Raw genomic sequence first — 22304 nt, 5'->3', positions numbered from 1 at the left:
AGTTATTTTAAAAAGTTTAAACTTTAATAAGGATTCACTAAATTTGCGAATTACAAAATAAAAGATGATAGATACTCAATATACAAAAGACTTGCTAGATAGCATTGTTGACGGAATTACAAATGTTAAAGGAGAAGAAATTACAATTCTAGATTTACGCGAAATTGAAAATGCATTTTGTCAATACTTCGTTATTTGTACCGGAAACTCGAATACACAAGTTAGTGCTTTAGCAGGTTCGATTGAAAGAACTGTAAAAACAGAAATGTCAGAAAGACCTTTTCATGTAGAAGGAACACAAAACAATCAATGGGTTTTGTTGGACTACACAAATGTTATTGTCCATATTTTCCAAAAAGAATACAGAGAATATTACGATATCGAAAGTCTTTGGGGTGATGCTGTAGAGACGCGTATCGAAATGGAATATTAATCATAACTGAAACCAAAAAAAATTGAAAAAAAATAATTTTAAACCTTCGGGGTTTAATCCTACATGGATATATGCCATTATTGGATTATTGCTGATTGCCTTTCTATTATTTTCTGATAACATTGGAGGTGCCGGCGGAACTACTAAAAATATAGACCGTACGACTTTCCTTTCTTATGTAGAAAAAGGTTACGTAAAAGAAGCCAATCTAGAAAAAGAATCAGGACGTGTAAGTGTATATTTAACGGACGCAGCTCTGAATACTGAAGAATTTAAAAAGTTTAAAAAATCAAACGAAACTTTAAATCCTTTTGCTACAGGTACTCCAAACTTTATTTTCAATGTTGCTGATGCAGGAAATTTTGAAAAAGATTTTTATGCTAACGTAGAAAAGAGTCCAAATAAAACTGCCGTTCTTAACACACAAATATCAAATGGTTTTGGAAGTTTGTTTATGAATCTTTTTATTTCATTAATTTTCTTCGGATTAATCTACTTCTTACTATTTAGACGAATGGGCGGAGGCGGATCTGCTGGAGGTGGCGGAGGAATTTTCTCTGTCGGAAAATCGAAAGCGAAATTATTTGAAGGTGATGATCATATCAAAACAACTTTCAAAGATGTTGCAGGTTTAGAAGGTGCAAAAGAAGAAATCGAAGAAATCGTTGAATTCTTGAAACATCCAGAAAAATTTACAAAATTAGGTGGACGTATCCCAAAAGGAGCCTTATTAGTAGGACCTCCAGGTACAGGTAAAACCTTATTAGCAAAAGCTGTTGCTGGAGAAGCAAAAGTTCCTTTCTTCTCATTATCAGGATCAGATTTCGTAGAAATGTTTGTGGGGGTTGGTGCATCTCGTGTACGTGACTTATTCAAAAATGCAAAAGAAAAATCTCCTTCAATTATCTTTATTGATGAGATTGATGCAATTGGTCGCGCACGTGGAAAATCAAACTTTACAGGCTCTAATGATGAACGCGAAAATACATTAAATCAATTATTAACAGAGATGGATGGTTTCGGAACAGAATCTAACGTAATTGTGATTGCTGCAACAAACCGTGCTGATGTATTGGATAAAGCATTGATGCGTCCAGGTCGTTTTGACCGTATTATTCACGTTGATTTACCTGAATTAAACGAACGTAAAGAAATCTTCGCAGTTCACTTACGTCCATTAAAATTAGGTGAAGATGTTGAAATCGAATTTTTAGCAAAACAAACTCCAGGTTTCTCTGGTGCAGATATATTCAATGTTTGTAACGAAGCAGCTTTAGTTGCTGCTCGTAAAAACAAAGACGTTGTAGAAAAACAAGACTTTTTAGACGCTGTTGACCGTATTATTGGTGGATTAGAGAAGAAAAGTAAAGTGATTAAACCTTCTGAGAAAAAACGTATCGCTTATCATGAAGCTGGTCACGCTACAATTGGTTGGTTAACAGAACACGCTGCTCCATTGGTTAAAGTAACTATAGTTCCTCGTGGACGTTCGTTAGGTGCCGCTTGGTATTTGCCAGAAGAAAGACAAATTACAACGACAGAACAATTGTTAGACGAAATGTGTATGACAATGGGTGGTCGTGCTGCTGAGGAAGTTGTTTTCAATAATATTTCTACTGGTGCATTAAGTGATTTGGAAAAAGTTACAAAACAAGCTTCTGCAATGGTTAGTATTTACGGATTGAACAAAGAAGTTGGTAATGTTTCTTATTACGATTCATCTGGACAAAATGAGTATGGTTTCAGCAAGCCTTATTCAGAACAAACTGCTCAGGTAATTGATAAAGAGGTAAAAACAATGATCGAAGCTCAATATGATAGAGCAAAAGATATTTTACGTGAACATCGCGATCAATTAGATGTTTTAGCTCAAAAATTAATTGAGAAAGAGGTGATCTTTAGAGAAGATTTGGAAGAAATTTTCGGACCAAGAAAATTTGTAAACGAATTAGATCAAATCGAAGAAAAACAAGAAGAAGCTATAGAAGCTGGTTCAGAGCAAGTTGTTCAACCAGAATCTGGAAATGATATTTAATCAAATTCATTCAAAATAATAGAAAAAATCGTCCTATTTGGACGATTTTTTTTTTACTTCTTATTATATTGTTAAAAATTATTACCTTTAGGCTGTAATTGATTAATTTCATATAAAATCATGAGTTTTCATGTGGAAAGCAATTAAAAACCTACTTAAAAAAGCTACTGAAAAATCAGCAGAGAATTCAGATGATAATCACATTGATTTATTTCATCCGAATTATGCTGACCAAAAGATTTCTATGGATGAAGTATTTGCTACAAACTTTAATGTAGGTGGTGGACATTTTTTATTTTGTGATAATATAGAGGAGGCTTCTAAAAACCTTAAAGAGATTGTCAATTACGAAAATGTAACCGAATTAATTTGTCCTGATCCAAATTTACAACAGGTTCTTAATTCAGTCAATATTCCTTTTGTCGAAAATCCATGCGATTCTCGTTATACGCTTAGTTTTCTTAGTTGCGAATTTCTGATTGCTTTTGATGGAAGTATTATGTTATCGGCGCATCAAACTTATGGTAGAAATATTGCTGATTTTCCGTCAAATTTTATTATCTATGCACGCCCGTCACAATTAGTGGAAAATGTGAGTGTGGCATTACAGAAATTACGAACATTAAAAAAAGACAACCTTCCATCTAAAATAACTTCGATTCGAGGAAAAAATATGCACAAATTTCCCAACGTAGACAACGCGAAGAATATTTATTTGTTATTGGTTGAAGATTAGCTATGAAAAATTTAGCAATTAGAGCTTTCTCTGGACTTATTTACGCACTTATTATATTTTTCGGGACAACGATAAATCCAAAAGGTTTGATTGTTTTGATGATGGTTTTTGGACTTTTTTGTTTGTACGAGTTTTTTAAAATCACTAATCTTACCAATAAACTTTATCAATTAGGAGCACTTTTAGCTGCCTTAGTTGTTTTTGGATATTATGGAAAAGAATTTTTAGAAGCTTTCGAAACTTCAAATCATTACTATTTTCATTTAAAAAGTTTGTACTTCATCATTCCAGTTTTATTTGTTTTTAGTATTTATATTATTTTCAAATCAACCAATGAATTATTGAACGATTTTGGAAAAGCTACTTTAGGTTTAACATACGTTATCGCACCATTTGCCTTAGCATTAACTTTACCTAGTTTTGATTATAATTTAGGTGAAAAAGTGATGCATTACGAAGTGTTTTTCGTTTTCTTATTACTTTGGAGCAGTGATACATTTGCATATTTAACAGGAAACTTAATTGGAAAACATAAATTAGCACCTAAAATTTCGGGAGCAAAAACGTGGGAAGGTTTTTTTGGAGGAATTATTTTCACCATTATCGCTGGATTCTTAATTCAGAAATATTTTGGAGAGAACTTGCACGGAAACTGGATGATTATTGGTTTGATCGTTGCAGCATTAGGTCCATTGGGAGATTTGACAGAATCTAAATTAAAACGATTTTTTAATGTAAAAGACAGCTCTAACCTTATTCCAGGACATGGCGGTTTTTTAGATCGATTAGATAGTTTTATATTTGTCATACCATTTGTTTATTTATATTATTTATTAGTATATACTTTATGAAACTTCACAGAGAAGGAACAGCAATTTTGATAGGTTGCTTAATTTTATTTGCAATCGCTACAGGAGTATTACATTACTTTTTTCCTGTATATGGTTTTTACTTTGCCTTACCATTATGGATACTTTACGGATTTATCGTTTGGTTTTTCAGAAACCCAATTCGTGAATCAGATTCGTCAGAAAACTGCGTTATCGCACCAGTTGATGGAAAAGTTGTTGTATTAGAAGAAGTATTTGAAAGTGAATTTTTGAATCAAAAATGTATTCAATTATCAATTTTCATGACGCCTCTTAACGTACATGTAACGCGTTATCCCGTGAATGGAAAAGTGATTTATTCGAAATATCATCCAGGAAAATTTTTGGTTGCGTTTCATCCAAAATCATCAGAATTGAATGAAAGAACAACTGTTGTTGTAGAAAATGCAGATCATACAAAAGTTCTTTTCAGACAAATTGCAGGTGCAGTTGCACGAAGAATTGTTTGTTACAGTAAAGAGAATGACGACGCTGTTGCTGGTAAAGAATATGGCTTCATCAAGTTCGGATCGCGTGTTGATATCTTTTTACCACTTGATACTGAGATTAATGTAAAGGTTGGAGATAAAACAAAAGGTGGAATTCAGAAAATTGCACAATTGAAATAAATCAGTTAGTTGAACTCAATGTTTTTAACTAATTTTGTCAAAACAATTATAATAATATACCCATACAATAAATTTGTAAGACATGAAAAAATTAATTCTTTTAGTAGCTGTTGCAGCATTCGCTACTTCTTGTAACTCTAAAGCAAGTGTAAATCACGGAGTTCTTCCAGTTGTTCACGAACCAGCTACTGCAGAAGAAATGCACCACAAATCTGAAGCTGCTCACGAAGGTCACGAAAAACATGAGGAAGCTGTTGAAGAAAAACACGAAGAAGTGAAAGATTCTACAAAAACGGCAGAAACTCCGAAAGTTGAGAAAAAAGATACTGTAAAAGCTGGTCATTAAGATTCAGCTTTTTTTGTTTTTATAGATTTATAATCTGCTTATCATCGCCTATTACATAATTTTTATTTTTAGGGCGAATATAAAATGAACGTGAAGAAGAGTTGTTTTCAGAAATGATTGATAATATCTCTTGATAAGTAAAAAAAACTGTATCAATTACAATTTCATTATTTGATAAAGATTTTAAATCCGTATTTATATTTATCCAAAATAATTCTTCTGCATTTACTTCTATTTTAGACGTATTATTAGGTGAATGTAAAGAAAATTTAAATAATTGAATTAAATATTTAATCAAAATTCCCGAACGTAAAAGTTGATAATGCAACCAATTTTTTTGATAATATTTTGCTAAGAAAATCATCATGGCTTCAAAAAAATGTTTATAATATTTTTTATCTTTTTTCGTACTTTCTCCCTTGTAATGTAAAACCGTTATATCTCCTTTATAATAATTTTTATAACCAGCCAATTCTGCACTAAAAGACAAATCTATATCTTCTCCATACATAAAATAACGTGGATCAAATCCTCCAATTTCCTGATAGATTTTCTTCGTGGTGAACATAAAAGCACCAACTAAAATTTCGCAAGGAGCAATTTCAAATTCATCAACTTCTAATTTGTAATAATTATTTTTCTTTGAATGATTAAATCGACTATACAACTTAGAAAATGAATTTTTAGCTGTCGGAATATTACGTTTTGATTCTGGATGAAAATTTCCGTTTGTATCTATCATTCGTACTCCCACAAAACCTATTTTTTCTTTTGACTGATGAAATTCAATCAAAGATTCGAATAAATTCTCTGGAATAATTGTATCTGGATTAAGAATCAGAATATATTCTCCCAAAGCATTCTCAACCCCAATATTATTCGCTTTTGCAAAACCAAGATTTTCATTCTGAAGTAAAAAATTTACAGTAGGAAAAGTTTTTTTTAGGAATATAAAATCAATTTCCGATGAATCATTATCAATTACAATTATTTCGCCATCTACATTTTTTAAAGCTTCCTGACACGAATCAAGACAAAGCTCTAAATGTTTTGGCGCATTATAACTAACAATAATTATCGATAATTTCATTTTAAAATTTATTTTCTGAATATGGGATTCGATGTTGTATAGAACGAACCAACGTCGCTTCGTCTGCATATTCTAACTCATCTCCTACACCAAGACCTCGTGCAATGGTCGAAAAAATAATTTCGGCATTCTTTAATTGTCGATACAAGTAAAAAACAGTTGTATCTCCTTCCATTGTAGAACTTAAAGCAAAGATTATTTCCTTTACATTTTCATTTTGAACACGATCTACCAAAGTTTGAATATTCAATTGACCAGGTCCAATGCCTTCCATTGGAGAAATCTTTCCTCCTAAAACGTGATATTGTCCTTTAAATTGTCCTGTGTTTTCAATCGCCATCACATCACGCACATCTTCCACGACACAAATTATAGTTTCTTCTCTCAATGAGTTGTTGCAAATATCACAAACCTCATCATCAGAAATTGTATGACAATGTTGACAATATTTAACATCATCTACCAAATGAGAAAGCGCTTCGGATAAAGCCGTCGTTTGAGATTTGGGACGATTTAACATATGTAAAACAAGTCGCAAAGCTGTTCTCTTTCCTATTCCTGGCAAATTTGACATCTCTTCTACAGCTCGCTCTAAAACCTTGCTTGGGTAATTCATTCGTTCAAAAAATTATAGACAACAAATTTACAATTTTATCTTCGGAAAATTAATCTATCATCATTCACTCAAAAATATTAAATTTGGGCTTATTTACTAAATAAATTATGAACTCAACAATTTTACTACTTTGTGTTATCGTATACTTTGTAGGACTTTTAGTGATCTCTTACTTCACCAGTCGAAATTCTGACAATCAATCTTTTTTTAACGGAAACAAAAAAAGTAAATGGTGGTTGGTGGCTTTCGGAATGATTGGGACAAGCCTTAGTGGCGTTACTTTTATTTCGGTTCCGGGTACGGTCGGAAAATTAACTGGTTCCGAATATATTTATGGAGGATTCGAATATTATATGATGGTTATCGGATTTTTTCTTGGTTATTTTATCGTCGCGGGGGTATTACTTCCACTCTATTACCGAATGAATCTAACCTCAATTTACACCTTTTTAGGAAAACGTTTCAATGTTGAAGCACATAAAATGGGATCGGTTTTCTTTATTATTTCTCGTGGAATTGGCGCAACAGCACGTTTATATTTAGTTGTAAATGTGTTACAAATATTTTTATTAGACAATTTAGGCGTACCATTTTGGGCAACAACATTTGTCTTATTATTGATGATATTATTATACACGTTCGAAGGTGGAGTAAAAACAATTGTCGTAACCGACACCTTGCAAACATCATTTATGATCATTAGCTTGATTGCTTGTATTTGGTTTATCCTTTCGCATCTTAATTTATCTGTTGGTGAAGCTTACGATAGGATGCAAGCCAAAAACTATACCCATTTCATTAATCTTGATCCAAATTCGAAAACTTATTTCTTAAAAACAATTTTGGGCGGAATGTTTATCACAATTGCGATGACTGGTCTTGACCAAGAAATGATGCAAAAAAATATTTCTGTTGATAATCTTCAAAACTCAAAAAAGAATATGTTGACGTTCGCTGGAACATTATTGATTGTGAATTTAGCGTTCTTATTTTTGGGTGGATTGCTTTATTTATACGCAATGAGTGAAGGTGGTTTTTATACTGCTGATGGTTTCTTTATGGAACAAGGCGGACAAAATATTATGGGTGATGATATGTTTCCAGCACTTTCGCTGTTAGGACATCATTTCCCAATGATTATTTCTGTAATTTTTATTATCGGATTAATTTCTGCTTTATTTCCTTCTGCCGACGGAGCTTTAACGGCGGTTACAAGTTCATATTGCGTCGATTTATTAAACATCAACGAAGACAAAGAAAAATCAGAAAAAGAAAAGAAAAAGATTCGTATTCGTGTTCACTTAATTTTCACGGTAGTTTTCTTTATCTTGATTATGGTTTTCAAAATGATTAACAACAAATCAATTGTTTATCTTGTGATGGAAATTGCAGGTTATACTTACGGACCTTTATTAGGATTGTTTGCTTTCGGAATTTTAACGAAACGTAACATTTACAGAAAATATTCAATTATTACAGTTGCTATTTTAGCACCTATTTTTACGTATATCATCAACGAATTAGTGATTAATTTTACTGATTACAAAATTGGTGTTGAATTAATCATTTTGAATGGTTTATTAACCTTTATCGGTTTGTGGTTAGTAAGTTCTAATCGTCAAAAAGAATTAAATTAAAAATGGAAAAGAAATTAAAATTAATCTGGGATTTTTATGGTCCCGATGCTATACCAACTGCAAAACATCATGCAATTCACTTGAAACAATATGCAGAAAAAGAAAAGTTACAAAGTACATTTTCTGAATTTGTAGAGGTTGAACCAGAATATGCAGTTGCTTATTTGGTGGTGGTAGAATCTGAAATGATACAAGTCCGTGACGCTTTGATACCTCATCGTGGCGAATGGCATGTGGAAGAAGAATAAATAAAAAAGACGAAGTTTTGCTTCGTCTTTTTTATTAAAAAACATCTCTCTGTACCCTTTACAATTAGAAGATTACAAAAAGATAAATAAACGTTGTAAAACTCTTGCCTTCTTATTAACTAACTTCAAGCTTCTTCTTTATAAACTTCAGCGCTGGTTTTTATAGTCTCATAAGTAGGTTAGCTATTATTACCGATTATTCTCCCCAATTGTAGTGATTTATGTTCTACGATTTTTTTGCCCTACAAAAAAGAATTATTTTTGTTCAAATTTTTATAAACAAACAATGACACTTCAAGAACTTCAAACACAAGTACAACAAACAAGGAGAGATATTTTGAGAATGGTACATGCCGTAAATAGTGGACACCCAGGTGGATCATTAGGTTGTGCAGAATATTTTGCTGCATTATACGGTAAAATCATGACTTACTCTACAGACTTCTCTATGGACGGAAAAGGAGAAGATTTATTCTTCTTATCAAACGGTCACATTTCACCAGTTTTCTACAGCACATTAGCTCGTTCAGGATTCTTCCCTGTTAGCGAATTAGCTACATTCAGAAAATTAGATTCTCGTTTACAAGGTCACCCAACAACACACGAAGGTTTACCTGGAATTCGTATCGCTTCTGGATCTTTAGGACAAGGTTTATCAGTTGCTTTAGGTGCTGCTCAAGCAAAAAAATTAAACAACGACGATAAATTAGTTTACACATTACATGGTGACGGTGAATTACAAGAAGGTCAAGTCTGGGAAGCTTTTATGTATGCTGCTGGTAAAAAAGTGGATAATGTAATTGCAACGATTGACTACAATGGTCGTCAAATTGATGGTGATACAGACCACGTTTTACCATTAGGAGATTTGAAAGCTAAATTAGAAGCTTTTGGATGGATTGTTTTAGAAGAAAAAGATGGAAATAACTTAGAAAAAGTAATTGCTATTTTAGAAGAAGCTAAAACATTAACAGGAAACGGAAAACCAGTTTCAATTTTATTACACACAGAAATGGGTAATGGAGTTGATTACATGATGGGAAGCCACTCTTGGCACGGAAAAGCGCCTAACGACGAGCAATTAGCTTCTGCATTAGAGCAAAATCCTGAAACTGAATTGACAGATTATTAATAATTTCAACACAATCAAAATACTATGAAAACGTTATTTTATTCTATACTTACGCTTTGTTCTTTAACAGCCTTTGGGCAGGAAAAAACATATTCTTTTGACAAAAAAGTATCGTATAAAATCAATTTACCAGAAGAATATCAGACTTATTTAGATGGTCAAAAAGATTTATTTTTTGTAACCTATATTTCTAAAGACGCTGTTTTAGGAACTTCGGAAGGAGGTCCTTATACTTCAGGAAGCTTTAATAAAGATGCTTTCTTTATCAACAACAGCAAGTTTTTCGAAGTATATGCCAATTCATTAGAAAATCAATTATCGATAAAAGCCCCTTATTATTACGAAGGTATATCGGATGATAGTTTAAAACCTTATTCAGATAACTTGTTCGAGAAATTTATTTCAGTTAAAAATCTAAATTCATCTACAACGATCAATGGATATAAGTGTAATGAATACGAATTAACATCTAAAACAGATTTCGAAACAAAATCTTCTACATTATGTGTTGATGAAAAAAATGCAATTAATAACGTTGCGATTATGTTTCCTCAAACAAAATTGAAAGGGCTTTTAATTAGATATGACGCAGGAGATTTTAATGGATTAACGATTCAAAATATTGCAAATTCTAACGTAAAAGTAACTTTTGATGAGAAAAAAGAAATCGAAAGTTTTACTAACGAATTGGCAAAAAAGAAACAAGAATACGATAACATGATGTCGTCTGTAGATACGGCTTATGCAGCCGAAGCAGTAGCTTATTCACCAGACAATCGTTACGAGGATCCTATTATTAATTATTACAATTATCAAACATCAGAAAGTGATAACGTAAATAGTCTTTTTGGAACTGTTGCTTCATTAAATTATAGCTTGATTTATAATGATAGTGATTATGATGGAAATCCTGATATAGAGCGTTCTAAAGCTTTGGCAACTGCGCAAGGTTCTACAAATCAATTGGTAAAACAATTCAAAAAGAATAAGTTAGCAAACAAAAGCGAAGTAAAAGAATTAAATAACCTTTTCAAAACGTATTTCGATGATGCTAAAAAGTTTAAATTAACAGAAGTTTCAACAGATTATGATGAAGCGGCTGTAGCAGTAGATTCTGCTGTTGCTGAGTCTTATAATCTTGCAGATTATTACGATCCGTACACGTCTACTTACAAAACGACAGATATTAGCAAAATCGATTTAGCAATCGACAATCCAGACGTTCAAGATTTCATGAAAGTTGCACCAGAACATTGCAAAAACTTGAAAGCTAAAATTCCAACTTTTACAGATAAAGATTTAGGAAATTTGGTTTACAATTACGCAGGACAAGTGTGCGATTTATACATTTATCAAAGTGGAAGTGTTGCTCTTTCGGGAACAATTGATGCAATGAGAAAAAGTATTTTAGAAATCAACAATAAATATGATAAACTGAAAAAAGAGGACAAAGATAAGTTAACTACTTTCTTGAATTCTTTGGATTAATATTGATCAAAATACATCGATAATGAAAAAATCAATCAGTTTTATATTAACGCTTTTTACAAGTTTAACTTTTGCTCAAATGCAATCGTATAAATTCGAAAACGTTATTCAATATCGTATCAAAAGTGATTTCTATTCAGATTTTCTGGATATTTTATCAACCAAAGATTATAAAGCGCATTTAATGATTACGCGAACACCGATGGGAAATTTCGCTTCATTAAAAGTAAACGACAATATGTATTCTGTTTACAGCGAAGAAGAAAATCCGAAGGTTTTTAAAATAGATTTCGAAGGCACAAAAGATTTATTAGGAAATTCTTTTTTAGCGACTAATAATCCAAGTTTAACGAATTCCGCAATCGGAAATAGTTATGTTGCGAACAAAACTGGTCAAAAAGAAACAATTCTGAATAAACAATGTGAAGTGTATAATATTTTCAGAAAAGATAATGACAACGACAATGGTACAGAAATTTGTATCGATACAAATTCTAACATCAACACCGTTCCGTTTATCAATTCTGAACTAAATTTGAAAGGCTTGATTTATCGAGTTGGACAAAATATTGTGTTAGAAAATGTTGAAACCTTAGAAAAATGGATCAAAAAGAGCGCTGAAGAGGAAGAAGAAATTAATGTTTCGCCAAATGATTTTATTTATCAATTTGATGAAAAAACAGAAGTAGAAAAATACAAAAACGAATACAAAAAACAAAAACAATGATAGACTTAACATACACAGAAAAAAAAGATACACGTAGTGGATTCGGAGACGGATTGACAGAGTTAGGAAGAACAAATCCTAACGTTGTTGCATTGTGTGCTGACTTGATTGGTTCATTGAAAATGGATCAATTTATCAAAGAAAATCCAGAGCGTTTTTTCCAAATTGGTATTGCAGAAGCAAACATGATGGGAATTGCTGCAGGTTTGACAATTGGAGGTAAAATTCCTTTCACAGGAACGTTCGCTGAGTTTTCTACAGCTCGTGTGTACGATCAAATTCGTCAATCTATCGCTTACTCTAACAAAAATGTAAAAATCGCTGCATCGCACGCTGGTTTAACATTAGGAGAAGATGGTGCTACTCACCAAACATTAGAAGATATTGGTTTGATGAAAATGTTACCAGGAATGGTGGTTATCAATCCTTGTGATTACAATCAAACTAAAGCGGCTACAATTGCTGCAGCTGAATACGAAGGTCCTGTTTACCTACGTTTCGGACGTCCTGCTGTTCCAGTTTTCACACCAGCTGACCAAAAATTTGAAATTGGTAAAGGTATCTTAATGAACGAAGGTTCTGATGTAACAATTGTTGCGACAGGTCATTTAGTTTGGGAATCTTTGGTTGCTGCTGCTGAGTTAGAAAAAGAAGGAATTTCTTGTGAGGTAATCAATATTCATACAATCAAACCATTGGATGAAGAAATTATCTTAAACTCTGTAAAGAAAACAGGAAAAATTGTAACAGCTGAAGAACACAATATTTTAGGTGGTTTAGGAGAATCTGTTGCAAGAGTTTTAGCACAAAAATTACCAACAAAACAAGCTTTTGTTGCGGTTAATGATAAATTTGGTGAATCTGGAACACCTTCAGATTTAATGAAAAAATATGGAATCGATTCTACTGCTGTAATCGAGAAAGTAAAATCTTTACTTTAATTCCATTATAATATTAAAAAGGAGCTAAAAAATTTAGCTCCTTTTTTTATAGGTTAAATATAAATAGGTTGGTTGAAAAAAGCAAAACTGCTTTAATCCTATAGATATTTTGCAAAATTAGTTTATATTGCTAATTCAAAAAATACTCATTTAATGGTATTTTATTAATCTTTTACTTGTAAGCATATGAAAAAAGCAAATCAAAAATCTATAACTGAATATGCAAGTATTGTAAAAAAATTATGGAGTGAAAATACAGATAGTAGAACCTTTAACGAAAAAGATGAGAGTTTTCAATCGATTAATGATTATTTACAAACTTTAGGAAGCCTTGCGCTTGGCGAATCTTTCATGTATTTTATCAGTCCTAATTCTGCTACTTTCGAATATGTATCTCCTCAATGCGAGGATATTTTAGGTTATCTACCTAACGAATACACTGCAGAATTATGCGTAGAGATCGTACATCCAGATGATTTGCAACATGTAATTGATATTCAGCAACGAATTGCAAATTTCAGTTTGGAAATTGTTCCAGAAGAAAGAATCAATTATAAATTTACGTATGATTTTCGTGTGATGGATAAAAAAGGCGAAATTCATCAAATTCATTTGCAACATTTCTTTTACGAATTAAGTAAGAATTTTTTACCAAATCGAGTTTTTTGCTTAGCGACTGACATCACACAAATAAAGGTTGGTGGAAAACCGACCATGCATATTTACAATATCAAAGATGGATTGAATAATCTTCTTAATTCAAAAACAAATTCATCTTTACAACTTACAAAAAAAGAAACGGAGATTATCGAGTTTCTGATCAAAGGCTACACAAGTCAAGATATTGCTGATGCAATTGGCTTAAGTAAACATACTATTGATACACATCGTAGAAATATTTTGAAGAAAAATGATTGTTCTAATACATCAGAATTATTTAGTCTTTACTTCAAAAAATAGAAAAAAAGCAAGCCGATAAGCCGGGTTCTGTCATCTTAATAAATCAAGATGCTTTGTCATTTATCTAGTATTTTAGTTACCTAAAACATCAATCTGCCTACCCCCCAGCAACGAACGAGTAGCTCTTAACTGCTGGTATACATGGCATTGCTCCGCATAGAGTTTACCTGGTTTCACTACAGCCGAACTGTACATACTTTCTGTTGCACTTGTCCTCGCCTCTCGACGGACGGGCGTTACCCGCTATGCTTACTCTTTGGAGCCCGGACTTTCCTCTTCACATACATGAAGCGACAAAGTGGCTTGCTGAGCGCAAATGTACGGCAAAAGTTACCGAAATAAAAAAAGGCTTGAACAAAAATGTTCAAGCCTTTCTATTATAGAAACTTAGAAATTATTCTGATTTTTCTTCTTTCGTTTTTCCTTTTACAGAAATTTTAACACCATCTTTTGCATCATTTAAATCAAGGATTAATTCATCTCCTTCACTAATTACAGCATTGATGATTTCTTCTGCCATCGGATCTTCGATGTATTTCTGAATCGCACGTTTCAACGGACGAGCTCCATAATCTTTATCAAATCCTTTGTCTGCGATAAAATTCTTCGCTTCCTCAGTTAATTCAATATGATAATTTAAAGCTGTTAAACGCTCTATTAAACTTGCCAATTCAATATCGATAATTTTCATGATATCTTCTTTTGTTAATGAATTAAAGAAGATAATATCATCAATACGATTCAAAAATTCTGGCGCGAAAGCACGTTTTAAAGCTGTTTCAATTGTTGATTTTGCGCGTTCATCAGCAGAATCTTTCTTAGATGAAGTTCCAAATCCAACACCATCTCCAAACTCTTTCAATTGTCTTGTACCAATGTTAGACGTTAAAATGATAATCGTATTACGGAAATCAACTTTACGACCTAAACTATCTGTTACATGACCATCATCCAAAATTTGTAACAAGATATTGAATACATCTGGATGCGCTTTCTCAATCTCATCTAACAAAATTACCGCATATGGTTTACGACGAACTGCTTCTGTCAATTGTCCACCTTCTTCGTAACCAACGTAGCCCGGAGGTGCTCCAACTAAGCGAGAAACGGCAAATTTCTCCATGTATTCTGACATATCGATACGAATTAACGCATCATTCGAATCAAAGATTTCTTTCGCCAAAACTTTCGCTAATTGTGTTTTACCAACACCCGTAGTTCCTAAAAAAATGAATGAACCAATTGGTTTGTTCGGATCTTTCAATCCTGCACGATTACGTTGAATTGCTTTTACAACTTTCGTTACCGCTTCATCTTGACCAATTACTTTTCCTTTCATTAACTCATTCATCTGAGCCAATTTTTTCAATTCTTTTTCAGCTACACGATGTACAGGAACGCCAGACATCAACGAAACAACTTCCGCTACATTTTCTTCTGTAACTGTTTCACGATTCTCTTTCGATTCTTGTACCCATTTTGCTTGCTCACGTTTCAAATCACTTTCTATTTGTTTCTCTGAATCACGTAAACGAGCAGCTTCTTCGTATTTTTGAGATTTTACAACTTTCGTTTTCTCTTCGCGAACTTCTTCTAATTTTGCTTCAAGATCTAAAATTTCTTGAGGAACTTTTATATTCTTGATATGCACGCGAGAACCCGCTTCATCTAAAGCATCAATCGCTTTATCTGGCAAGAAACGATCTGTAATATAACGTGTTGTCAAATTTACACAAGCTTGCAACGCTTCATCTGTATAATTTACATTATGATGCGCTTCATACTTATCTTTGATATTATGTAAAATCTGTAATGTTTCTTCTGGAGTTGTTGGTTCAACCATCACATTTTGAAAACGACGAACTAATGCACCATCTTTTTCAATATATTGACGATATTCGTCCAACGTTGTTGCTCCAATACATTGTAATTCACCACGCGCCAAAGCAGGTTTGAACATGTTAGAAGCGTCTAAAGAACCCGTAGCTCCTCCTGCTCCAACAATTGTATGTAACTCATCAATGAAAAGAATAATATCATCATTTTTCTCTAATTCATTCATGATTGCTTTCATACGCTCTTCAAATTGTCCACGATATTTAGTTCCAGCAACTAATGATGCTAAATCTAATGTTACCACACGTTTGTTGAACAATACGCGCGAAACTTTACGTTGTACAATTCTTAACGCTAAACCTTCTGCAATTGCAGATTTACCAACACCTGGCTCTCCAATTAACAATGGATTGTTCTTTTTACGACGAGAAAGAATTTGCGAAACACGTTCTATTTCTTTTTCGCGTCCAACTACAGGATCTAATTTTCCTTCTTGCGCAATCGCTGTCAAATCTCGTCCGAAATTATCTAAAACTGGTGTTTTACTTTTCGAAGTAGGTTTACTTGTAGATGCACGCTCAAAATCGTTATCAGAATCACCTCCATCAAAAGATGGATTTTCTGCACGAGGAGATTGAATTTCCTCATCTTGAAATTGAAATTTGAATTCCTCCTTTACTGTATTGTAATCAATATCCAACTTATTCATCAATTTTGTAATCGGATCGTTTTCATTACGAAGAATACACAATAATAAGTGAATTGTATTTACAGTCGGACTTTTAAACAATTTTGCTTCTAAGAATGTTGTTTTCAACGCTCTTTCAGCTTGTTTTGTCAAACTCAAATTTTTTATATTATTACCTGGAGTTTCTTTTGCTGGGTTTAGGTTTTCTATTTTTTGACGCATTTCGTCTAAATCGACATTCAATGCTTCTAAGACAGAAATGGCTTTCCCTTCACCGTCGCGAATAATCCCCAACAGAAGGTGTTCCGTTCCTATTTGGTCGTGGCCTAATCTCAACGCTTCTTCCTTACTATAAGAAATAACGTCTTTTACTTGTTGTGAGAAATTATCGTTCATTTTATTATTTAAGCTGTCTTTAACAAATATAATTATTCTGATAGACTATAGCATAAATTATGCCTATGTCCGAAATGATTTGATGATTCCTTAAAATAACGAATTATTGTCTATTAATTTCAAAATAGCTGACAATATTTCATATCAATTCTTAAAGAATTCATAATAATTTGAGAGATAGATGTCGTTGCTAAAAAATCGTACAAATCACCTTTTTTCATTTTCAAATCATCGTGAAGTTCTAAAATTTCTTCGGATTTTAAATCATTATTTTGATTAAAAATTTCATCAATTTCATTTCTTCTTTCAGGACTGTACAATGTCGACGAACACCATGTCACAATTTTTTCTTGCGAAATATCTTTTACGCTCAGTTTATTTTCATTCCAAAACAAAAGGTAAGCATTTTTAGTTAGTCTTTCAAAAACAAAAATTGTAAAAGGTGCGATTCCTGACAAATTTTCCGAATTAATAAACTCATTTACAGAATTATATTTCAATAAATCTAATAAGATAATTCCTCTACTTTCTCTGTATTTTTCTTTGAAATGCATTGGTTTTTCGATTCCTCCATTCAAAATACACGCAACATATTGTTCCGAATAAAAAATCCAAGTTCCATTTGCGCGCTCATCTACAGGCGAAAAATAAGTTTTATCAAAACGCTTTTGCTCCACAATCTCTTTAGAAGAAGAACGATTTATTTCCTCATCTCGGTTGTGCGTCAACACAAATTCATCCTCATTTCTGTAAAAACTGATTATACACATCTCATTTTTCAATTTAGTTCAAATGTAAAAATTTATCTTTGCAAAGAATTATGAGTATTCAGAAAACTATAGCGCATTCCTTTGATGAAATGAAATCGATTCTTTTGCAATTTGACGATCTGTCTTTTCAAAAGGAATTAGAAATCATTTCTGGTGCTTCTGTTGGTCAACATTTTCGTCATATTATCGAGTTTTATTCGTGCTTTTTACAAGCGCAAAAAAACAATTGTATTTGTTATGATGATAGAGAGCGAAATCGTGCTTTAGAAAATTCGGTTGTTGAAAGTTTGAATACGCTGAATCATCTAAAATCACAAATAGAACGTTTAGATTTAGAAAAAACAATTCAGCTAAAACAGAATTATTACGGAGAGAATTTCACAATTAATACCACAAATTATCGCGAATTAATGTATTGTTTTGATCATAGCATTCATCATTTTGCGTTGATTAAAATTGCGATCGAAACTCATTTTTCAACGATTAAAATTCCACAAAATTTTGGAATTGCATCTTCTACAATTGCTTTTCAAAATCAAGAAAAATGAATCCGAAAATAACAAAATGGACACGATACGAATTTTGGCCATTCTGGTTATTTTATGCGCCATTGACACCTTGGTACATTTATAAAATCTTTCAAACAGGCGCTCCAGCTTACTTTTGCTCGGCAAATCCTACAATGAAATGGGGCGGATTTATTGATTATTCTAAAATTGATTTACTCAATCAAATTGATAAAAATTATAAGCCAAAAACCATTTTTTTTGATGAATTTACAACACAAGAAATTCCGTTTAATTTTCCCTTTATTGCAAAACCAAATCTTGGTGAACGTGGAATTGGTGTAGAATTAATCAGAAATGAAATTGATTGGAAAAATTATTTAGAGCAAAATAATCGAGATTTAATTTTACAAGAATATATTCAATCAAACTTTGAGTTTGGTGTTTTCTATGTTAGATTACCAAAAGAAAAAAATGGTAAAATACTGTCGATAACAGCAAAAGATTTTTTGACGTTTACGGGTGATGGAAAATCAACTTTGAAAGAATTAATCGAACAAAATTTAAGAGCTTTTTACCGAAAAGATTATTTGTTTAAACGTTTACAAAACGAACTAAATTCAGTTCTTCAAAAAGATGAAAAATTATTGGTTGAACCAATAGGAAATCATAGTCGAGGAACAACTTTTTTAGATGGATCTTCTCTAAAAACGTCTAAATTAGAAGAAACTATAGATCAAATCGCACAAAAAATTGATGGTTTTTATTATGGTCGTATCGATTTGAAAGCAAAAAGTTTAGAAGATTTTCAGAACGGAAATTTTGTCATACTTGAAATTAATGGTGCAAATTCTGAAGCAACTCATATTTATGATCCGAATTTTAATTTGATAAAAGCTTATAAGGAAGTGATTAAGCATTTGAATTACCAACATAAAATTGCTGTTCAAAATCATCAATTAGGCGTGAAATGGACAGATTGGAAATTGCTTGCGAGAGAATTAATAAAACGCTATTAAACTTAATTTGACCAAAATTGGCAGATTTTCTGGAAAGGAATAAAGATTGAATGATGTTTTCAAAACCAATTTTATGAGTTATCCTTTTCCGAAGAAAACTATTATAATTCCTCTGCTACTGCTTATACCAATGTGGATTATCTTTTTGTTCCAACAAAACGGATACAATTTAAACGGTTGTTACGGCGTTATTCCGAGAACTTTCGTAGGATTGAAAGGAATTCTGCTCTCACCTTTATTTCATTCGGGTTGGAAACACATTATCAGTAATACCTTTCCGTTAGCATTTCTTAGCTTTATCGCACTATTGATGTACGATAGATTAGCTTATTATGTTATTTTTTTTGGTTGGATTTTATCAGGAATTATTCTTTGGATGATTGGAAATCCTCCTTTTTTAGATGATAATGTAAGTTGCCATATCGGAGCAAGTTCTATCGTTTATTTATTGGCTTCGTTCATATTTTTCAGTGGAATTATTAGAAAAGAACGCGGTTTAATGGCGATTTCATTAATCATTATTTTATTATACGGCGGAATGATTTGGGGAATGGTTCCTCAAGAAATTTTACCACAATTAAAAACAGATACAAGTAGTAATTCTATTTCTTGGGAAGGACATTTAAGTGGATTTATTTCGGGTGCATTTTTTGCTTATTTGTTTAGAAATATTGGTCCACAAAAAGAAGTTCCGAAATGGGATCAAGAAAATTATTATGATCCACAAGCCGAGCGTTTATGGGATATTTACCAAGAACAAGAACGTTTGAAAGCAGAATATCTTGAATCTTTGGATGAGAAAGATGATAAAAATATTGAACCAAATTATCAAACAAAAACCCCTGAAAATTAATTTTCAGGGGGTTTTATTTTTTCAAATTCTTCTTAGAAAGGCATTCCAGGAATGTTTGGTAAATTTTCTTGAGCTGTTTTTTTCGCTCTGTCAATTGCTTCTGTTTTTACTTGTTCCAACGCTTTGTTTAACGTCATCACTAACAAATCTTCAATTTCTTCTTTTTCCATTCCTTCAGCAAGTTCAATATCTTTTATTGTTGCTAATTTAGACATTGTAATTTTTACTTTTCCATCGTTAGAAGTCGTTGTAAAAATTTCTCCATCTAATTCATTTTTCAAATCAGAAAATTTATCTTTAAATGAATTGATTTTTCCCATCATTCCCATGATGTCTCCAAAATTTCTAAACATTTGTCTTTATCTTTAATAATTAGTTATTCGTGTAGTTTTTTCCACAATAAATCTTTCAATTCTGTGATTCCTTTTCCAGAAACAGACGAAATAAATATCGTATCAATATCAGTTGGTAATTGTGCTTTAATCTCAGCTTCCAATTCATCATCTAACATATCTGACTTAGAAATAGCTAAAATTCGTTCTTTATCTAACAATTCAGGATTGAATTTTTTCAATTCATTCAACAGAATTTCATATTCTTTTTTATAATCTTCTGTATCGGCAGGAATTAAAAATAATAAGTTAGAATTACGCTCAATATGACGCAAGAAACGATGTCCAAGACCTTTTCCTTCTGCCGCACCTTCGATAATTCCAGGAATATCTGCCATAATAAATGACTGATGATTACGGTATTCTACAATTCCCAAGTTAGGTGTTAACGTTGTAAATGCGTAATCTGCAATTTTTGGTTTAGCAGCCGAAACAGCTGATAATAAAGTAGATTTTCCTGCATTTGGAAAACCAACTAAACCAACATCTGCCAAAATTTTCAACTCCAATGTAACTTGACGCTCGTCACCATCCAAACCTGGCTGTGCATAACGAGGCGTTTGACGCGTTGCAGAACGGAAATGCCAGTTTCCTAGCCCCCCTTTTCCTCCTTGCGCAATAATTAATTCTTGCCCATTTTCTGTTACTTCGCCAATAATATTTCCTTCGTCATCTTTGGCAATTGTTCCGATCGGAACTTCCAAAATAATATCTTCACCGTCAGCACCAGTAGAACGAGATTTACCTCCACGTCCACCGTTTTGCGCACGGAAATGTCTTTTGAATCGAAATTCTAACAAGGTCCAAAGATTTGAGTTTCCAAGAAGCGTGATATTTCCTCCACGTCCACCATCTCCACCATCTGGTCCACCTTTGTCAATATATTTTTCGCGATGCAAACTTGCTGAACCCGCACCTCCATGTCCGGCTCTACAATTTATTTTTACGTAGTCAACAAAATTTGATTGCATAATTTTTCTCTTTTAATTAGTCTGCAAAAGTACAATTTCTAATTTGTTTATTAAAATCTTGTATTATCTATTTTGAATGAATAATTTATAATGACTCAGATTTTTATTTATATTTATTCAATTAATTAACACACTATCATGAATACTAAAAAAATTTGTCCGAATATACTGATGACTAACTTCTGAAAAAGCAAAAACAAACCAAAACAATGGTAATTACTTTTGGATGTTTGATGTTTTTGATTTCTATCTTCTTGGTATATTCAGCAATAAAATCAAAAAATTATGCATTAATTGCCGTTGCTTGCAGAACTTCAACTACTTTGATGCCTTTGGTCATAAGGCTTTCTATGATTAACAAAGAAATAAAATCGCGCCAAAAATAGATTCAATAGTATGAATAACGAACATTTACAACGATTACTTCCTTTTGGTTATATTTATTTAGTCATCATGGGAATTATTAAAGAATCTATTTTTTACTATCAATTGGATATTAATATTCTGAAATTTTCGAGCATTATGGATATCTTAATAAGTCCAATTTCTGAAATTACCGCACATCCTTTCCTACTAATCTTTTTTATTCTTCTTATTTTTCTACTTTATAGTTTTAAACAGTATTCATTGAAACATCCAGAGAAAAAATTCATTAAGAAATATTATAAGATTAAAGAAACTGATAACCTCACGAATGAAGAATTCACTAAGAAAATTAATCAAAATTCAATTGAATTCTTTTTTGTTATGCTGATTTGTTTCTTTTTAGGTTTTGGAATTGGTGGTGGTAATTTTTTATCAAAACGAATAAAAAATGGAGATTTAAAATTCGAAAAATATGGACAAACCTTAACTTTCAATTCTGGTGAGAAAAAAGAAATCTACCTTATCAATACCAATAGTCTCTACTATTTTTAAGTTGGAAAAGGTCAAAAAACTGTTGAAATTTCTCCAATTAGCACAATACAATCAATCACAAAAAATAA

General features: G+C 32.1%; 23 protein-coding genes and 1 other RNA gene. 17 read left to right on the top strand and 7 right to left on the bottom strand.

The genetic code is table 11. From position 1 onward, the window contains the following. Positions 1–64 precede the first annotated feature (64 nt). The 6 genes from rsfS to B4L98_RS09350 all read left to right on the top strand — a co-directional run bounded on the left by rsfS (position 65) and on the right by B4L98_RS09350 (position 5048). A complete protein-coding gene (rsfS, locus tag B4L98_RS09375; RefSeq protein ID WP_038331822.1) occupies positions 65–433 on the top strand; it encodes a ribosome silencing factor in 369 nt (122 codons plus the stop codon). A 22-nt stretch (positions 434–455) separates the two neighbouring features. Further along, positions 456–2468: an ATP-dependent zinc metalloprotease FtsH gene (gene ftsH / locus B4L98_RS09370; RefSeq protein WP_280036918.1), complete on the top strand. Its 2013-nt coding sequence runs from the start codon at positions 456–458 to the stop codon at positions 2466–2468. A gap of 130 nt (positions 2469–2598) precedes the next feature. Beyond that, positions 2599–3204: a hypothetical protein gene (locus B4L98_RS09365; protein ID WP_221854182.1), complete on the top strand. Its 606-nt coding sequence runs from the start codon at positions 2599–2601 to the stop codon at positions 3202–3204. Between the two features lie 2 nt (positions 3205–3206). Beyond that, complete coding sequence (locus tag B4L98_RS09360; RefSeq protein ID WP_291060562.1) at positions 3207–4055, top strand: phosphatidate cytidylyltransferase; 849 nt, start codon at positions 3207–3209, stop codon at positions 4053–4055. Continuing rightward, on the top strand, positions 4052–4702 hold the full coding sequence (locus tag B4L98_RS09355; protein WP_038331813.1) for a phosphatidylserine decarboxylase family protein: 651 nt from the start codon (positions 4052–4054) through the stop codon (positions 4700–4702). Before B4L98_RS09360 ends, B4L98_RS09355 begins: the two co-directional genes overlap by 4 nt. An 82-nt stretch (positions 4703–4784) precedes the next feature. Next, entirely contained in the window at positions 4785–5048 is a 264-nt protein-coding gene (locus tag B4L98_RS09350; RefSeq protein WP_221854180.1) for a hypothetical protein, read from the top strand. A gap of 19 nt (positions 5049–5067) precedes the next feature. Here B4L98_RS09350 and B4L98_RS09345 read toward each other — a convergent pair whose 3' ends face one another. Beyond that, entirely contained in the window at positions 5068–6138 is a 1071-nt protein-coding gene (locus B4L98_RS09345) for a glycosyltransferase family 2 protein (protein WP_291060564.1), read from the bottom strand. 1 nt (position 6139) lies between these two features. Further along, positions 6140–6754, bottom strand: a complete 615-nt coding sequence (gene recR, locus B4L98_RS09340; protein ID WP_286494730.1) for a recombination mediator RecR — start codon at positions 6752–6754, stop codon at positions 6140–6142. A 107-nt stretch (positions 6755–6861) separates the two neighbouring features. On the opposite strand from recR, the gene B4L98_RS09335 reads away from it, so the two are divergent. From B4L98_RS09335 to B4L98_RS09305, 7 genes are all read left to right on the top strand, one after another. After that, complete coding sequence (locus B4L98_RS09335) at positions 6862–8391, top strand: sodium:solute symporter (RefSeq protein WP_291078089.1); 1530 nt, start codon at positions 6862–6864, stop codon at positions 8389–8391. 2 nt (positions 8392–8393) lie between these two features. Further along, positions 8394–8639: a hypothetical protein gene (locus tag B4L98_RS09330; RefSeq protein WP_125350517.1), complete on the top strand. Its 246-nt coding sequence runs from the start codon at positions 8394–8396 to the stop codon at positions 8637–8639. 286 nt (positions 8640–8925) lie between these two features. Then, positions 8926–9771, top strand: a complete 846-nt coding sequence (locus tag B4L98_RS09325) for a transketolase (protein ID WP_125350518.1) — start codon at positions 8926–8928, stop codon at positions 9769–9771. 24 nt (positions 9772–9795) lie between these two features. Beyond that, complete coding sequence (locus B4L98_RS09320) at positions 9796–11259, top strand: hypothetical protein (protein WP_291078087.1); 1464 nt, start codon at positions 9796–9798, stop codon at positions 11257–11259. Positions 11260–11281: 22 nt separating this feature from the next. After that, entirely contained in the window at positions 11282–11986 is a 705-nt protein-coding gene (locus B4L98_RS09315) for a hypothetical protein (RefSeq protein ID WP_291078084.1), read from the top strand. Continuing rightward, entirely contained in the window at positions 11986–12927 is a 942-nt protein-coding gene (locus tag B4L98_RS09310; RefSeq protein WP_180906861.1) for a transketolase family protein, read from the top strand. The genes B4L98_RS09315 and B4L98_RS09310 overlap by 1 nt, the downstream gene beginning before the upstream one ends. A 186-nt stretch (positions 12928–13113) precedes the next feature. Then, positions 13114–13887 carry a LuxR C-terminal-related transcriptional regulator gene (locus tag B4L98_RS09305; protein WP_291078082.1) on the top strand — a complete coding sequence of 258 codons (774 nt, stop codon included), beginning with the start codon at positions 13114–13116 and terminating at the stop codon, positions 13885–13887. Here B4L98_RS09305 and rnpB read toward each other — a convergent pair. From rnpB to B4L98_RS09290, 3 genes are all read right to left on the bottom strand, one after another. Next, an RNA gene (gene rnpB, locus B4L98_RS09300) (RNase P RNA component class A) lies at positions 13888–14197 on the bottom strand. An 84-nt stretch (positions 14198–14281) separates the two neighbouring features. Further along, the gene (locus B4L98_RS09295) at positions 14282–16807 is read right to left on the bottom strand and encodes an ATP-dependent Clp protease ATP-binding subunit (RefSeq protein ID WP_291078080.1); all 2526 of its coding nucleotides are present in this window, start codon (positions 16805–16807) and stop codon (positions 14282–14284) included. A gap of 119 nt (positions 16808–16926) precedes the next feature. Continuing rightward, complete coding sequence (locus B4L98_RS09290) at positions 16927–17577, bottom strand: NRDE family protein (RefSeq protein ID WP_115001619.1); 651 nt, start codon at positions 17575–17577, stop codon at positions 16927–16929. A 50-nt stretch (positions 17578–17627) separates the two neighbouring features. On the opposite strand from B4L98_RS09290, the gene B4L98_RS09285 reads away from it, so the two are divergent. The 3 genes from B4L98_RS09285 to B4L98_RS09275 all read left to right on the top strand — a co-directional run bounded on the left by B4L98_RS09285 (position 17628) and on the right by B4L98_RS09275 (position 19955). Further along, positions 17628–18125 (top strand): hypothetical protein, encoded by a 498-nt coding sequence (locus tag B4L98_RS09285; protein WP_125350525.1) that lies wholly within the window; start codon positions 17628–17630, stop codon positions 18123–18125. After that, positions 18122–19102, top strand: coding sequence for a hypothetical protein (locus B4L98_RS09280; protein WP_125350526.1), 981 nt, complete (start codon positions 18122–18124; stop codon positions 19100–19102). Before B4L98_RS09285 ends, B4L98_RS09280 begins: the two co-directional genes overlap by 4 nt. 73 nt (positions 19103–19175) lie before the next feature. Further along, on the top strand, positions 19176–19955 hold the full coding sequence (locus B4L98_RS09275) for a rhomboid family intramembrane serine protease (protein WP_260392035.1): 780 nt from the start codon (positions 19176–19178) through the stop codon (positions 19953–19955). Between the two features lie 32 nt (positions 19956–19987). Here the strand turns inward: B4L98_RS09275 and B4L98_RS09270 are convergent, their stop codons facing one another. Both B4L98_RS09270 and obgE read right to left on the bottom strand, forming a co-directional pair. After that, complete coding sequence (locus tag B4L98_RS09270) at positions 19988–20308, bottom strand: YbaB/EbfC family nucleoid-associated protein (protein WP_291060570.1); 321 nt, start codon at positions 20306–20308, stop codon at positions 19988–19990. A gap of 23 nt (positions 20309–20331) precedes the next feature. Further along, entirely contained in the window at positions 20332–21318 is a 987-nt protein-coding gene (obgE, locus tag B4L98_RS09265; protein WP_115001628.1) for a GTPase ObgE, read from the bottom strand. A gap of 396 nt (positions 21319–21714) precedes the next feature. On the opposite strand from obgE, the gene B4L98_RS09260 reads away from it, so the two are divergent. Continuing rightward, positions 21715–22236, top strand: coding sequence for a hypothetical protein (locus B4L98_RS09260; RefSeq protein ID WP_291052573.1), 522 nt, complete (start codon positions 21715–21717; stop codon positions 22234–22236). The last annotated feature ends 68 nt before the right edge of the window (positions 22237–22304 follow it).

This window comes from Empedobacter sp. UBA5528 (assembly GCF_002426075.1).
Taxonomy (GTDB): Bacteria; Bacteroidota; Bacteroidia; order Flavobacteriales; family Weeksellaceae; genus Empedobacter; species Empedobacter falsenii_B.
Note: the sequence above shows the minus strand (reverse complement) of the source record. Positions and strands in the feature narration are given on the sequence as shown.

Coding starts and splice junctions, on each gene's coding strand:
- rsfS (WP_038331822.1), top strand. CDS start 65: ATGATAGATACTCAATATACAAAAGACTTGCTAGATAGCATTGTTGAC.
- B4L98_RS09365 (WP_221854182.1), top strand. CDS start 2,599: ATGTGGAAAGCAATTAAAAACCTACTTAAAAAAGCTACTGAAAAATCA.
- B4L98_RS09360 (WP_291060562.1), top strand. CDS start 3,207: ATGAAAAATTTAGCAATTAGAGCTTTCTCTGGACTTATTTACGCACTT.
- B4L98_RS09355 (WP_038331813.1), top strand. CDS start 4,052: ATGAAACTTCACAGAGAAGGAACAGCAATTTTGATAGGTTGCTTAATT.
- B4L98_RS09350 (WP_221854180.1), top strand. CDS start 4,785: ATGAAAAAATTAATTCTTTTAGTAGCTGTTGCAGCATTCGCTACTTCT.
- B4L98_RS09345 (WP_291060564.1), bottom strand. CDS start 6,138: ATGAAATTATCGATAATTATTGTTAGTTATAATGCGCCAAAACATTTA.
- recR (WP_286494730.1), bottom strand. CDS start 6,754: ATGAATTACCCAAGCAAGGTTTTAGAGCGAGCTGTAGAAGAGATGTCA.
- B4L98_RS09335 (WP_291078089.1), top strand. CDS start 6,862: ATGAACTCAACAATTTTACTACTTTGTGTTATCGTATACTTTGTAGGA.
- B4L98_RS09330 (WP_125350517.1), top strand. CDS start 8,394: ATGGAAAAGAAATTAAAATTAATCTGGGATTTTTATGGTCCCGATGCT.
- B4L98_RS09325 (WP_125350518.1), top strand. CDS start 8,926: ATGACACTTCAAGAACTTCAAACACAAGTACAACAAACAAGGAGAGAT.
- B4L98_RS09320 (WP_291078087.1), top strand. CDS start 9,796: ATGAAAACGTTATTTTATTCTATACTTACGCTTTGTTCTTTAACAGCC.
- B4L98_RS09315 (WP_291078084.1), top strand. CDS start 11,282: ATGAAAAAATCAATCAGTTTTATATTAACGCTTTTTACAAGTTTAACT.
- B4L98_RS09305 (WP_291078082.1), top strand. CDS start 13,114: ATGAAAAAAGCAAATCAAAAATCTATAACTGAATATGCAAGTATTGTA.
- B4L98_RS09295 (WP_291078080.1), bottom strand. CDS start 16,807: ATGAACGATAATTTCTCACAACAAGTAAAAGACGTTATTTCTTATAGT.
- B4L98_RS09290 (WP_115001619.1), bottom strand. CDS start 17,577: ATGTGTATAATCAGTTTTTACAGAAATGAGGATGAATTTGTGTTGACG.
- B4L98_RS09285 (WP_125350525.1), top strand. CDS start 17,628: ATGAGTATTCAGAAAACTATAGCGCATTCCTTTGATGAAATGAAATCG.
- B4L98_RS09280 (WP_125350526.1), top strand. CDS start 18,122: ATGAATCCGAAAATAACAAAATGGACACGATACGAATTTTGGCCATTC.
- B4L98_RS09275 (WP_260392035.1), top strand. CDS start 19,176: ATGAGTTATCCTTTTCCGAAGAAAACTATTATAATTCCTCTGCTACTG.
- B4L98_RS09270 (WP_291060570.1), bottom strand. CDS start 20,308: ATGTTTAGAAATTTTGGAGACATCATGGGAATGATGGGAAAAATCAAT.
- obgE (WP_115001628.1), bottom strand. CDS start 21,318: ATGCAATCAAATTTTGTTGACTACGTAAAAATAAATTGTAGAGCCGGA.
- B4L98_RS09260 (WP_291052573.1), top strand. CDS start 21,715: ATGAATAACGAACATTTACAACGATTACTTCCTTTTGGTTATATTTAT.